The organism is Sphaerisporangium aureirubrum, assembly GCF_042658925.1.
In the GTDB taxonomy this organism is placed as follows: Bacteria; Actinomycetota; Actinomycetes; order Streptosporangiales; family Streptosporangiaceae; genus Sphaerisporangium; species Sphaerisporangium aureirubrum.
Window position 1 is genome coordinate 41,772 of record NZ_JBHSRF010000021.1, and the last position, 12,912, is coordinate 54,683.

10 protein-coding genes are annotated in these 12,912 nt (G+C 69.9%); 5 read left to right on the top strand and 5 right to left on the bottom strand.

All coding sequences use genetic code 11. From position 1 onward, the window contains the following. Positions 1-33: 33 nt before the first annotated feature. Positions 34-1,521 carry an MFS transporter gene (locus tag ACFP1K_RS16670; RefSeq protein WP_380753643.1) on the bottom strand — a complete coding sequence of 496 codons (1,488 nt, stop codon included), beginning with the start codon at positions 1,519-1,521 and terminating at the stop codon, positions 34-36. Positions 1,522-1,725: 204 nt separating this feature from the next. Here ACFP1K_RS16670 and ACFP1K_RS16675 point away from each other — a divergent pair, with 204 nt between their 5' ends. The 5 genes from ACFP1K_RS16675 (at position 1,726) to ACFP1K_RS16695 (ending at position 7,489) form a co-directional block, all read left to right on the top strand. After that, entirely contained in the window at positions 1,726-3,147 is a 1,422-nt protein-coding gene (locus tag ACFP1K_RS16675) for a class I adenylate-forming enzyme family protein (RefSeq protein WP_380753646.1), read from the top strand. Between the two features lie 18 nt (positions 3,148-3,165). Next, on the top strand, positions 3,166-3,324 hold the full coding sequence (locus ACFP1K_RS16680; RefSeq protein WP_380753737.1) for a DUF397 domain-containing protein: 159 nt from the start codon (positions 3,166-3,168) through the stop codon (positions 3,322-3,324). 727 nt (positions 3,325-4,051) lie between these two features. Further along, positions 4,052-5,332 carry an FG-GAP repeat domain-containing protein gene (locus ACFP1K_RS16685; RefSeq protein WP_380753649.1) on the top strand — a complete coding sequence of 427 codons (1,281 nt, stop codon included), beginning with the start codon at positions 4,052-4,054 and terminating at the stop codon, positions 5,330-5,332. A 9-nt stretch (positions 5,333-5,341) separates the two neighbouring features. Continuing rightward, positions 5,342-6,766 carry an FG-GAP-like repeat-containing protein gene (locus ACFP1K_RS16690; RefSeq protein WP_380753652.1) on the top strand — a complete coding sequence of 475 codons (1,425 nt, stop codon included), beginning with the start codon at positions 5,342-5,344 and terminating at the stop codon, positions 6,764-6,766. Positions 6,767-6,832: 66 nt separating this feature from the next. After that, positions 6,833-7,489 carry a M15 family metallopeptidase gene (locus tag ACFP1K_RS16695; protein ID WP_380753655.1) on the top strand — a complete coding sequence of 219 codons (657 nt, stop codon included), beginning with the start codon at positions 6,833-6,835 and terminating at the stop codon, positions 7,487-7,489. Positions 7,490-7,492: 3 nt separating this feature from the next. Here ACFP1K_RS16695 and ACFP1K_RS16700 read toward each other — a convergent pair whose 3' ends face one another. From ACFP1K_RS16700 to ACFP1K_RS16715, 4 genes are all read right to left on the bottom strand, one after another. Then, positions 7,493-10,531, bottom strand: a complete 3,039-nt coding sequence (locus ACFP1K_RS16700; RefSeq protein WP_380753658.1) for an AfsR/SARP family transcriptional regulator — start codon at positions 10,529-10,531, stop codon at positions 7,493-7,495. A 156-nt stretch (positions 10,532-10,687) separates the two neighbouring features. Continuing rightward, positions 10,688-11,230 (bottom strand): DUF1697 domain-containing protein, encoded by a 543-nt coding sequence (locus ACFP1K_RS16705; RefSeq protein WP_380753661.1) that lies wholly within the window; start codon positions 11,228-11,230, stop codon positions 10,688-10,690. Between the two features lie 7 nt (positions 11,231-11,237). Then, on the bottom strand, positions 11,238-12,335 hold the full coding sequence (locus tag ACFP1K_RS16710) for a flavin-containing monooxygenase (RefSeq protein WP_380753664.1): 1,098 nt from the start codon (positions 12,333-12,335) through the stop codon (positions 11,238-11,240). Positions 12,336-12,487: 152 nt separating this feature from the next. Further along, entirely contained in the window at positions 12,488-12,886 is a 399-nt protein-coding gene (locus ACFP1K_RS16715) for a DUF3224 domain-containing protein (RefSeq protein WP_380753667.1), read from the bottom strand. Positions 12,887-12,912 lie beyond the last annotated feature (26 nt).

Below are 12,912 nucleotides of genomic sequence, written 5' to 3' on the forward strand. Positions count from 1 at the left end.
CCGGGTCGTCCCGCCGCGTCTCCCCTCACAAGGTCAGGCTGTGACCGTCTTGCCCTTGGCGCCACCGGCCGGCTTCCTCGCCATCGACATGTCGCGCAGCGGGACCACCTTCAGGAAGAAGGTCGCCACCAGGCCGATCGCCACCGCGATCGCCGAGGTGAGGAACAGGTCGTGCAGCGCGGCGGCCAGCTGCTCCGGGGGCACGCCGCCGCCACCGAGGACGCCGGACTGCCCCTTCACCCCGATCTGCGAGGTGAGGATGGAGCCCAGGATCGCCAGCGACACCGGCCCGGCGAACATCCGCCAGAACTGGATCTGGCTGGTGCCCACGCCCATCTGGCTCATCGGGATCGCGCTCTGCACGACCGCCGTCGCCATCGGGAAGGCGACACCGATGCCGATGCCGATGAGCACCATCGCGATGATGGGGATCACCTGGCCGGTGTGGGTGCCGACCGTGGACAACATGTACAGGCCCGCCACGATGGACGCCATCGCGAAGACCGCCAGGAACCGGTAGTGCGCCATCGCCGTCAGCGCCTTGCCCGCCACCGGGCCGACCAGCATCAGGCCGAGCGTCATCGGGATGAGCAGGGTGCCGGAGTGGGCAGCGGAGACGCCGAGCACACCCTGGTAGAGCAGCGGCACGTAGAACGTGACGCCCATCATGGCGAAGGCGGAGAAGAACGCCACCACGACCATGACCGCGAACGCGTTGGTGCGGAACAGCGGGAACGGCACGAGCGGGTTGCTCGCCCGGCGCGTCTCCACCAGGAAGAACACCACCAGCAGCAGCGCGCCACCGATGATCAGCGACAGCACCTCGGGGGACGTCCAGGCGTGCCCGTCGCCGGTGAGGGTGAGACCGATCAGGATCGGCACCACGCCCGCCACCAGCGTGACGACGCCGGCGAAGTCGATGTCACGCCAGCTCGCGCCGGTGCGCACGAACGGCACCCCGACGGCGACCGCGAGGATGGCCAGCAGGCCCAGCGGCACGTTGACGTAGAAGACCCAGCGCCAGCTCCACGCGTCGGTGATGAGCCCGCCGAGGGGCGGCCCGATCACCATGCTCAGACCGGCGACACCGAAGAACAAACCCTGCATCTGGGTGCGGCGCTCTGGGGTGTAGATGTCGGCGAGCATCGTGAAGATGTTGGCCATCAGGATTCCGCCGAACAGACCGGCGAGGCCGCGGAAGCCGACCAGCTGCGGCATCGTCTGGGCGGCGCCGCACAGCCAGGACGCGATCATGAAGCCGCCGAGGCCCACGAGCAGCACCGGTTTGCGGCCGAACATGTCGCCGAGCTTGCCGGCGATCGGCACGACCACCGCGGCGGCGACCGCGTAGGAGACACCCACCCAGGCGTACAGCCCGAGTCCGTTCAGGTCGTCGGCGATGCGCGGCATGGCGGCACCCACCACGGACACGTCGATCGACGCTAGGGCGAGTGCCAGGATGGCGCCGATCGTCGCGATGAGCTGGTTGCGGGAGGACAGTTCCTGTGGACCTGTTCTCATATCGGATTGGCTCACCGGCCATCGCCTCCTCAACGATTTCCGAACCTCTTGTCGAGCCGTCTTTCGTTGTGATCCGAGCACTTGATGTGCCCGTCTGCCCGGCGTACGCGGGGCTACACAACGTCCAGCCAACAACTTGGGCCCCGCGGAGTCTGCTCAACAGTGAGCATCCGGAAGGTACCTCCGGTTCCTAGCATCGGCGGCATGACGACCCTGCCTGAAGTGGTAAGAGCCCGGGACGACGACCTGGTGGCGCTCACCGTGGACGGGGACCGCTCGCTGACGTCCGGCCAGTGGGTCCGCGCGTCGGAGGCCGCGGCCGGGCACCTGCCCGCGGCGCGGATCGCACTGCTCCACGACGACGCCGACTGGATCGGCCACGCCATCGCGGGCCTCGCCGTGCGCATGGCGGGAGGCACGGTCGTCGGCCTTTCCCCGAGCCTGCCGGACGCCGAGCTGCGCGCCCGCCTGGAGCGGTGCGAGGTCGCCGGCGTGCTGCACGGCGACGCCGTCACGCCGCCCTCCTTCGCCGGATGGGCCGCGACGCCCGCGTCCCTGGAGACGCTGGACACCTCGGGCACCGGCGGCGCGTCCGAGGACGACGACCTCGCCGAGATCATCTACACCTCCGGCACCACGGGCTCCCCCAAGCCGGTGGCCGTCGGCCACGGCAACCTGAACTTCGGCCACGAGGGCCGGGGACGCCTGTTCACCGGCGTGGACGGCGTCCTGGCGGCCGTACCCATCGGCACCAACGCCGGGCACAGCGCCATCATGACCGCGATGACGGCCCCCACCACCGTCCACGTGCTGAGCCGCCACGACGCCGAGACCGTCGCCCGCATGATCGAGAAGCTGCGGGTCTCGATGGCCATCGTCGCTCCCTCCACCGCCACCCGCATCGTCGCGCTCGCCCTGCACGAACGCCACGACCTGACCGGCCTCAAGGTGCTCATGCTCGGCTCCGCGCCGGTCCCGATGTCCACCGTGAGCAGCCTGATGAAGGCACTCCCCGGCACCAGGATCGTCCTCGGCTACGGCTCCACGGAATCGGCCCCCGCCTTCGTCAGCCGCCCGATCGACCCGGCCGAGCCCCTGGAGGACCACCTGGGCCGCCCCAGCGCCGGCACCGCCCTGGTGATCACCGGCCCCGGCGGAGAAACCCTCCCCGCAGGCGAAGTAGGCGAGATCCGCCTACGCTCCGACGCCCCCCAACGTTCGTACTACCGCGACCCCGAAGCCACCGCACGGGTCTTCCAGGACGGCTGGACCCGCATGGGCGACCTAGGCCACGTCGACGAAGAGGGCCGCCTCCACTTCTTCGACCGCGCCTCCGACGTCATCCCCACCCCAGACGGCCCCCCCATCTCCTCCCTAAGAGTCGAACACGCCCTCCTATGGCACCCCGAAGTCCTGGAAGCAGCCGCCTTCCCCACCCCCCACGGCGTAACCGCCGCCGTGGTCCTACGCTCCCCCGTCCCCGAAAAGGACCTGACCGCCGCCACAGCCGACCACCTGGACGACCGCGAACGCCCCACCAAAATCACCGTGCTCGACTCCCTCCCCCGCGGCCCAATCGGCAAGACCCTCAAACGAGAACTCCGCCAACAACTCTCCGCCGACTAGCACGCCCCATCTCCACCGATTAGCACACCCTTTAAATGCGTCGAAGTCGCCAGCAACCTGCCCAGTGTTGTAGCCGTGCGCGACAGCAAGAACCCCGACGGCCCAGTACTGGTATCCACACCTGCCGAGTGGTCGGCATTCATGAGTAGCATCAAGAACGGCACACTCGACGTCTGACCCGTCCTCATGGACTCTGCCTCATCGCGGTCGGCTCCAAGCTCGTGAAGTCGGTGAAGAGCACCATAGGGTTCACGATGCGCTTGGTGAACGTGCCGAGGTCGGCGCCGATCTGTTTGACCGTCTTCGCCTCAGCCGGCTTGCACGATCTGGAGCGCACCTACCTGCAACCGCTCGTCAACCTGTTTCCAGCTCGCCACTGCCCGCCCCGTGGCTTTGGCAAGCCGAAGTCGGGTTGCAGGAGGTTCTCCCCTATTGCTGCGCGACGGTGAGTACCAGGTCGGCGAGGGTCGCCTAGGAAAGGCTGCGCCGAAGGCACCATTTCGGGGGCGGCCAGCGGTTCAGACAAACGCGCTGGTTCAGACGACGCCGGTGGTTCAGGCAACGCCGCTGGTTCAGACAGTGGTGGTGGTTCAGACAGTGGTGCTGGTTCGGTGGGTGGGTTTGTCGCGGTATTGGTCGGCGTCGGGGTCGGTGGTGGGGGTTGCTCGGCTGGGTGGGGTGGGGACCTTATAGGGCGGTCTGAAGGGGCTTTGAAGGGGATCTATAGCGGCTGGGCGGAGGCTTCGCGTGTCATCCCGACACGATGGAGACCTCGATGAGACCGTGTTTTCTGTTCTTGCGCCGGGCCCTGCCGGGGGGCTTGGCCGGTGTGCTAGTGCTGGCTGTGATGGCTGGGACGGCGCATGCTCAGCCCAGTCCCTCTCCCTTGCGGCATGCCGCCGATGTGGCTGTGGCTCGTGCGCTGGCGGCGTGTGATCCGGCCGGGGCCACGTCAGCGGACGGGTCGCTGGCCACTCAGCTCAACTCCCGGCTGACCGCCAAGATGCGCGGCTACATGTCCGGGTACCGCGTCTCGTGCGCGCGCATGATCGTCAAGGCGACGCGTGACCGTGGCCTCGACCCGCGGGCCGCCGTCATCGCGGTCACGACCGCGATCGTGGAGGCCAGCCTGGACAACGTGGCCGAGGAGCTCGACCACGACAGCCTGGGGCTGTTCCAGCAGCGCGCTTCCTGGGGCACGGCGGCTCAGCGCCTGGACCCGATCTGGGCGACCAACGCCTTCCTCAGCAAGATGTTGTCGAAGTATCCGGGCAACGCGTGGCTCACGGCGTCGATCGGCGCGGTCTGCCAGGCGGTCCAGGTGTCGGCTTATCCGGAGCGCTACCAGCCGCAGGCGGCGGACGCGCAGATCATCGTGGACGCGCTGTGGGCCGCCAGGGACGGTCATCGCATCCAGATGGGTGACATCGACGGCGACGGCCTGGACGACGTGATCCAGATGCGCGACAACGGCGACGTCGTGGCCTTCATCAACATCGGCGCCAACCCCATCTACTCCTGGTCCCACAACCGCAAGGTACTGACCGGCATCACCGACGTCTCACAGATCCGCGCCGGGGACTTCAACGGCGACGGACGCGACGACCTACTGCAGATCCGCCCCAACGGCGACGTGGTCGTGTTCTGGAACTCCGGCGCCAACCCCAACTTCACCTGGCAGAACAACGCTCTCGTCCTCACCGGCATCACCGACAAACAGCAGATCACCGTCGGCGACATCAACGGCGACGGATACGACGACATCATCCAGGTCCGCCCCAACGGCGACGTCGTCGCCTTCTGGAACAACCGCACCAACCCGCTGTTCACCTGGCAGACCAACGCACTCATCCTCACCGCCATCGGCGACAAACTCCAGCTCAAGCCCGGCGACATCAACAACGACGGCCGCGACGACCTCATCCAGGTCCGCCCCAACGGCGACGTCGTCGTCTTCTGGAACAACGGCACCAACCCCCTGTTCACCTGGCAGACCAACGCACTCATCCTCACCGCCATCACCGACAAAGCCCAGCTCAAAACCGGCGACGTCAACAACGACGGCCGCGACGACCTCATCCAGGTCCGACCCAACGGCGACGTCGTCGCCTTCTGGAACAACGGCACCAACCCCCTGTTCACCTGGCAGACCAACGCCCTCGTCCTCACCGCCATCACCCTCTGAGGAGTCCTTGTGAACCGTCTGACAGCCGCCCTCGCCGCCTTCGCCATGACCGTCGCCGTCACCGCCGTCACCGCCGGCACCGCCGCCCCGGCGAACGCGGCCACGCTGCGCCAGCAGATCGTCTCGGTCGCGCAGGCCCAGCTGGCCGACTCCGCCCGCAACGTGGAGAAGCCCGCGGGCAGCAACTGCAACTACTACACCGGCGTGTTCCGCACGTGGAAGTCGTCCAGCGGCTGCGGCTCCGGCGACGGCGTCCAGTTCCGCGACTCCGACTGGTGCGCCGACTTCTCCAAGTACGTGTGGAAGACCGCCGGCGTGCCGTACGCCGCCACCCCGGAGACCTCGGGTGGCGTGCTGACCGGATGGGCCAGCTCGTTCAAGGACTACGGGACCGGGAACAACACCTGGCACACCCGCTCCAGCGGGTACACCCCGCAGGCGGGCGACTCCCTGGTGTTCGACTGGGAAGGCGACGGGACCATCGACCACGTCGGCATCGTCACCTCGGCCGACGGGAGCACGGTGCGCACGATCGAGGGCAACAGCGGGGACCGGGTCAAGGCCAACAGCTACAGCAGGTCGTCCGGCTCCATCGTCGGCTACTCCGAGCCGGTCGGCGGCGGTTCGGCCCCGCCCACAGGCGGCACGGACGGTCATCGCATCCAGATGGGTGACATCGACGGCGACGGCCTGGACGACGTGATCCAGATGCGCGACAACGGCGACGTCGTGGCCTTCATCAACATCGGCGCCAACCCCATCTACTCCTGGTCCCACAACCGCAAGGTACTGACCGGCATCACCGACGTCTCACAGATCCGCGCCGGCGACTTCAACGGCGACGGACGCGACGACCTGCTGCAGGTCCGCCCCAACGGCGACGTCGTCGTGTTCTGGAACAGCGGCGCCAACCCCAACTTCACCTGGCAGAACAACGCCCTGGTCCTCACCGGCATCACCGACAAACAGCAGATCACCGTCGGCGACATCAACGGCGACGGATACGACGACATCATCCAGGTCCGCCCCAACGGCGACGTCGTCGCCTTCTGGAACAACCGCACCAACCCGCTGTTCACCTGGCAGACCAACGCACTCATCCTCACCGCCATCGGCGACAAACTCCAGCTCAAGCCCGGCGACATCAACAACGACGGCCGCGACGACCTCATCCAGGTCCGCCCCAACGGCGACGTCGTCGTCTTCTGGAACAACGGCACCAACCCCCTGTTCACCTGGCAGACCAACGCACTCATCCTCACCGCCATCACCGACAAAGCCCAGCTCAAAACCGGCGACGTCAACAACGACGGCCGCGACGACCTCATCCAAGTCCGACCCAACGGCGACGTCGTCGCCTTCTGGAACAACGGCACCAACCCCCTGTTCACCTGGCAGACCAACGCCCTCGTCCTCACCGCCATCGATCTGTGAGCTTCGCCGGACGGCCGGCCCCAGGGCTGGGGCCGGCCGTCAGGCATTGCCAGAGAGGAACACCAGATGTCACCACCACCCGTCCTGCTGTCCGACCGCCGGATCAGCGACCTGCCCGTACGGGAATCCGGCGAGCCGCTCGTCGACCTGCGCGCCACGGGCGCCGTACGAGTGGACGCCCGGCTGGCCGACCCGCGAGGCGCGTACGCCCACCTGCGGAGCGGCGCGGCCGAGCGCCTGCTGGCCGCGCAGGATCTGCTGCCCGGCGGTATACGGCTCCTCGTGGTCGAGGGCTTCCGGCCGACGTCCCTGCAGCACCGCTACTTCGAGGAGTCGCTCGCCGAACTCCGCGCCGTACGCTCCGGCTGGGAGGAGGATCGGCTGCGCGCGGAGACGGCGCGCTACATCTCGCCGCCCGAGGTGGCCCCGCACGTCGCGGGCGCGGCGGTCGACGTCACGCTCTGCACCGTGTCCGGCGCGGAGCTGCCGATGGGCACGGAGGTGAACGAGACGCCGGTGGGCGGGGAGGGGCCCTGCTACCTCGACTGGCCCGGGTTGCCCCCGGACGTCGCCGCGAACCGGCGGACTCTGGCCGACGCCATGACGGCGGCCGGCTTCGTCAACTACCCGACCGAGTGGTGGCATTGGTCGTACGGTGACCGCTACTGGGCCTTCAGCAGCGGAGCCCCGGCGGCCTTGTACGGCGCCGCCGAGTTCGGCTGAACCTCAGGAGGGCAGTTCCGGCAGCTCCGGCAGCGGCAGCCCGGCCTCCTCGGCGTGCTCCCTGGCGCCGTGAGCGGCGAAGACGGCCAGGGCCCGTTCGCGTATGTCACGGGCCTCGGCCGGCCGTCCCAGCCGGTCGAGGGTCCTGGCCAGGTCGCGCCGGGCACGGGCGGCCAGCAGGGGGCTGTCCAGTGCCTCGGCCTGCGCGGCCGCCTCCGCCAGGTCGGCCGCGGCCTGGTCCAGATGGCCGGCGGCCAGGTGCAGTTCGCCGATCGTGCGGCGGACGAACGCCTGGCCCCACCGGTCGAAGTGAACCCGGCACACCTCCATGGCCTCCCGCAGCGGCGCCAGCATCGGTTCGCCGCGCCCCTGCCGCAGGCGCGTCTTGGCCAGCGCCTGTACGGCGTACGCGCCCATGAAAGGGTCGCCGATCTTCTGGAACAGGGCGAGCGCGCGTTCGCAGAGCGCCTCCGCGCGGGTCAGGTCGCCGGCGGCCCGGTGCGCCAGGCCGATGGTGCGCAGCGTGAGCGCCTCGCCGCGCACGCTGCCGATGGCCCGGTAGGTGCGCAGCGCCTCGGTCAGCAGCTCGGGCAACCGGCCGAAGTCGCCGAGTTCCAGGTGGACGGTGGCGGCCAGGCGCGCGGCGTGCGCGGTGGCGGCGGCGTCGCCGAGTCCCCGGAAGATCGCCAGTGCCTCGTCCAGGGCGTCGGCAGCCCCGCGCAGCAGGCTCTGCTCGCGGCGCGCGTTGCCGATCCCGGTCAGCACGACGCCCCGGCCGCGGACGTCGCCGGCGGCCTCGTACAGCGTGTGGGCCTGCGCGAAGCACTCGTGCGCCTCCGGGAACTTGTCCATCTCGTAGTAGATGTGGCCGCGGGCCGCCAGCAGCATCGCCTCGCCGACCCGGTTGCCGGCCCGGCGTGCCGACGCCAGCGCGGCCTCCTGGCTGCGGCTCCACTCGCTCAGCCGGGTGCCGACGAAGAACACCGAGAACGACAGCGCGATGGTCAGGTCGCACGCGGCCACGTCCAGGTCCATCGCGGTGGCCCGCTCCACGGCCGCGATCAACGCCGGCGTCTCGGACTCCAGCCAGCCGGCAGGGTTGTCGGCGAGCCGCCTGTCCAGGCGACCGTCCAGGGGCCGCGCGCTGGAGTAGGTGACGCTCAGCGCGATCTCACCGGGTGGTCTCCCCGCGGCCGCCTGCGCGACCAGGTGCACCCAGGCGCCGATCAGCCGTTCCACCGCGGTCCGGGCCGCGTCGGCGTCGTCCTCCCGCAGTGCCCGCTCCTTGGCGAAGACCCGCAGCAGATCGTGCAGACGGTAGCGGGTCTGGCCGACGGCGTCGGTGGCGACGAAGTCGAGCAGGTTGGCGTCCACCAGGCGTTCCACCACGTCCTCGGCCTCGCGCAGCGGCAGGTCCAGCAGCGGCGCGGCCACCCAGGAGGGGAAGTCGGGCAGCCCCATCAGGCCGAGCCTCCGGAAGGCGGTCTTGGCCTCCTCGTCGAGCAGCCCGTAGCTGAAGGCGACGCTGGAGCGCACCTCCAGGTCGCCGGCCGCCAGCTCGTCCAGCCGCCAGCGTTCGTCGCCGAGCCGCTCCACCAGGGTGCCGAGGCTCCAGTGCCGCCGCGTGCTGAGCCGGCCCCCCGCCGTGCGGACGGCGAGCGGGAGCCCTCCGCATAATCGGACGATCTCCAGCGCCGCCTTGGGTTCGGCCGCCACGCGGGCGCGGCCGGCGATGGCCGCGAGCAGGTCGACGGCGGCCGGTTCGGCCAGCACGTCGAGGTCGCACAGGTGGGCTCCGTCGAGCCCGGCCAGCCGCCGCCGCGAGGTGACGAGCACGCCGCAGCCGCGTCCGGCGGGCAGCAGGGGGCGTACGTGGCGTTCGGATCGCGCGTCGTCGAGCACGACGAGCACCCGCCGCCGCGACAGGACGCTGCGGTACAGGTCGCGCCGTTCCTCGAACGACTCGGGCAGCGAGGCGGGCGGCACGCCGAGCGCGCGCAGGAACCGCGGCAGCACCTCCTCGGGTCCCGCGGGCAGGTCGCTGCAGCCGCGCATGTCGGCGTAGAGCTGGCCGTCGGGGTAGTGCGCCTGCGCCGCGTGCGCGACGTGCACGGCCAGCGCCGACTTACCGACGCCGCCCTTGCCGCAGATGACCGACACGTGCGGCGCGCCCGCGGCCAGCCGGCCGATGAGCTCGGCGGCCGGTCCGTCTCTGCCGGTGAAGTCGGGCACGCCGGGCGGCAACTGCGCGGGGGTCACGCCGGGTGGCGACTGCGCGGGGGTCACGCCGGACGTCACGGGGCGGGGTTCGGCCTCGCCGGGCGGCGGGTCGCCGCGCAGGATGGTGTCGTGCAGTTCACGCAGCTCGGCGCCCGGGTCCAGGCCCAGCTCGTCGGCGAGCAGCCGCCTGCCGTCCTGGTAGACGGCCAGCGCCTCGCTCTGCCGGCCGAGTGCGTAGAGGGCCGTCATGAGCTGCGCGCGGGCGCGTTCCCGCAGCGGGTGGGCCTCGACCAGGTCGGTCAGCTCGCCCACCGTCCCGCCGTACCGGCCGAGGGACAGCTCGGCGGCGACGCGCTCCTCGATCACGTCGATCCGCCGGGTGTCCAGCGCGACCGCCTCGGCGCGCAGCAGGTCGCCGATCCCGCCGAGCGCGTTCCCGCGCCAGAGCGCGACCGCCTCCCCGTACGCGCGGGCCGCGTCCTCCGCCCCGGCCTGGCGCGCCGCCTCGACGAGAGCGTCGAAGCGCGTCCGGTCGATCCACTCCCCCGGCACGCGTGCCAGATAGCCCGGCGGCCGCGTCTCGATCAGGTCACCTGCCCCGGCCAGCGCTCGGCGCAGCCCGTGCACGTAGGTCTGCACCAGCGCGCGGGCCGACCCGGGTGGCCGGTCGTCCCAGAGCAGGTCGATCAGCCTGTCGGCCGGGACCACGCGGTTGGGCTCCAGCAGCAGCGCCGCCAGCAGCGCACGCGGTTTGGGACCGCCGAGGGCAAGCCGGCGCCCCTCGTGCCACACTTCGATCGGACCGAGCAGCCGGAACTCCACGCGGCCTCCCAAAAGGGAACGACGTCGTCGCACCGATCTTAGAAAGCCTTCGTACTCCGCATAAGGAGCAAACCACGCCGAAAGCGCCGTTTCGGAGGCGGACGCCGGCTCAGGCGGCGACGCCGGTTCGACGGGTCGTTCGATCGCGGGGTGGGGTCAGGTGGAGGTCATGTCGAGGAGTTTGGTCACGGTGCGCCAGTTGCGGGCGGTGGCGGTCACGCCCAGGAGCTTTTCCCAGTACTGGTAGGTGAGCTTGGCGTTGCGGACTCCGTCGGGGGACCAGGTGTAGATCTCCCGGCCCTCGTGCTTGAAGGCCTCGGGGGCGAACTCGTCGGGGTCCAGGTTCTTCAGGGGCCCGGTCTTGGGCTTCTCCGAGAGGAACGTCACCAGGTAGAGGGACGGGTTCTTGGCGACGTCGCCAAGGGGATCGGATTTCACGATGGCGGCCAGGTCGTCGTGGCTCCGGGTCAGGACCGCGGCCTTGACGCCCATCTCCTTCTCCAGGGCGGCCTCGATCTTCTTGGCCGCCGCGGCGGGGGTCGTGTTCGCGGTGTAGGCGACGTTGCCGCTGCGCAGGTGGGTCTTGACGTCCTCGAAGCCGAGCGACTCGATCAGCTCGCGGAGAGGGGCCATGGGGACCTGCTTGTTCTTGCCGACGTTGATGCCGCGCAGCAGTGCCACTTGCCGGGACGTGGACATAGCGGGTTCACCCCTCTCGGACGGGTGCCCCCGCCGTCGCTGCGTGCCGTGCGGGGCCGCGGCGGCGGAACTCCTCGATCCGGTCGACCAGATAGGACGCGTCGTCCTTTACCCACCAGACCAGCGCCGAACCGTAGGAGTACTGGCACTGCATGCCGAGGACGTACAGGCCCGGGGACGAGGTGACGCCGCGCTCCTGCACGGGCGCGCCGTCGTCGTCGAGCACGGGGAGGTGCACCCACGAGTAGTCGTAGCGGAACCCGGTGGCCCACACGACGGCGTCGGTCTCGACCGAGCGGCCGTCCTCGAAGCGGACGGTGCGGCCCTCGCAGGCGATCGTGCGGCCGACCAGCTCGACGCCGTACTTGCGGGAGATCTTCTTCAGGCTCGGGCCGACCAGGATGGTCTTCTTGTGCAGCCGGTCGCGCTCGCCGACGAGCGGCTTGGAGATCAGGCCGAACTTGTCGCCCCACCAGTGCAGGCCCTTGCCGAGGAACTTGCGGCCGAACGCGGGCAGGTGCGAGCCCTGGGACAGCAGCACGCGGTGCGTGCGGGTGAGCTCGGGGGCGATCTGCGCGCCGGAGTTGGCGGCGCCGACCACGACGACGGTCTGGCCGGGGACCTCGGACGGGTTGTGGTAGTCGCCCGTGTGGATCTGGAAGACGTCGTCGCTGAGCCCCGCGGCCATCTCCGGGGTCTTGGTCAGCCGGTAGGCGCCGGTGGCGATGATCACCTGGGAGGCCTCGTAGTCGCCCTTGGAGGTGCGCACGCGGTAGCCGCCGCCGTCGAGCCCCTCCAGGGAGGTGACCTTGGTGTCGAGCCGGATCGGGAGGTCGAACTCGCGAGCGTAGGCCTGGATGTAGTCGGCCATCTCGTCCTTGCCCGGGAAGTGGTTCTTGTTGCCGGGGAAGCGCATGCCGGGCAGCTCGCAGTACTCGGCGATGGTGAACAGCTCCAGCGAGTCCCAGCGCCGTCGCCAGGCCTCGCCGACGCGGGCTTCCTCGTCGAGGACGAGGAACGGGATGCCGGCTTTCTTCAGGAAGTACCCGGCGACGAGCCCGCTCTGTCCGCCACCGACGATGATGACCTCTGTGCGCTCAGCCATGGTCAAGGATTCCCTTCGTACGGTCGTGGTGCCATCGTCACCCGGTGCCGCCGAGGGGTCTGCTCAACACTGAGCAACCAGGCGAACGGACCCCTACATGCGGGTACGCGGGGCCGCACGGCCCCGCGTACCCGCATACCCGTGTGATCAGGTCAGAGGATGGTCCAGCCGAGGTGCAGGTCGACCGCGCCGCCCGAGGTGGAGACGAAGCCGCCCGTGCCCTTGAGGCCCTCCAGCTCGCCCTTGCCCGAGCCGTCGACCACCGTCCAGTCGCCCTTGGCCTGGCCGTTCGCGAACGAGCCTTTGATGTCCAGCACGAACGAGCCCTTGCGGCCGTTGACGACGCCGTTGACCTCCTGGAGGCCGACGAAGCTGGCGTCGCCCTCGCCCTTGGGGTAGACGAGGAGGTACTCGGCGACGCCCTCGCCCTTGATGTCACCTTCGAAGGTGTTGGTGACGCGGGCCTTGGCGAGCGTGGCCTGCCCCTTCTCCTCCGAGTATGGCTTCTCGTCCCAGCCAGTGATCTGGTAGGTACCCTTGCTGTCGGTCATCTCTCTCCTTCCGTTGGTCTTCCGCC

Excerpts from the sequence above, each read along its gene's own strand:
- ACFP1K_RS16675 (WP_380753646.1), top strand. The coding sequence starts at position 1,726 with ATGACGACCCTGCCTGAAGTGGTAAGAGCCCGGGACGACGACCTGGTG.
- ACFP1K_RS16710 (WP_380753664.1), bottom strand. The coding sequence starts at position 12,335 with ATGGCTGAGCGCACAGAGGTCATCATCGTCGGTGGCGGACAGAGCGGG.
- ACFP1K_RS16715 (WP_380753667.1), bottom strand. The coding sequence starts at position 12,886 with ATGACCGACAGCAAGGGTACCTACCAGATCACTGGCTGGGACGAGAAG.
- ACFP1K_RS16670 (WP_380753643.1), bottom strand. The coding sequence starts at position 1,521 with ATGAGAACAGGTCCACAGGAACTGTCCTCCCGCAACCAGCTCATCGCG.
- ACFP1K_RS16695 (WP_380753655.1), top strand. The coding sequence starts at position 6,833 with ATGTCACCACCACCCGTCCTGCTGTCCGACCGCCGGATCAGCGACCTG.
- ACFP1K_RS16705 (WP_380753661.1), bottom strand. The coding sequence starts at position 11,230 with ATGTCCACGTCCCGGCAAGTGGCACTGCTGCGCGGCATCAACGTCGGC.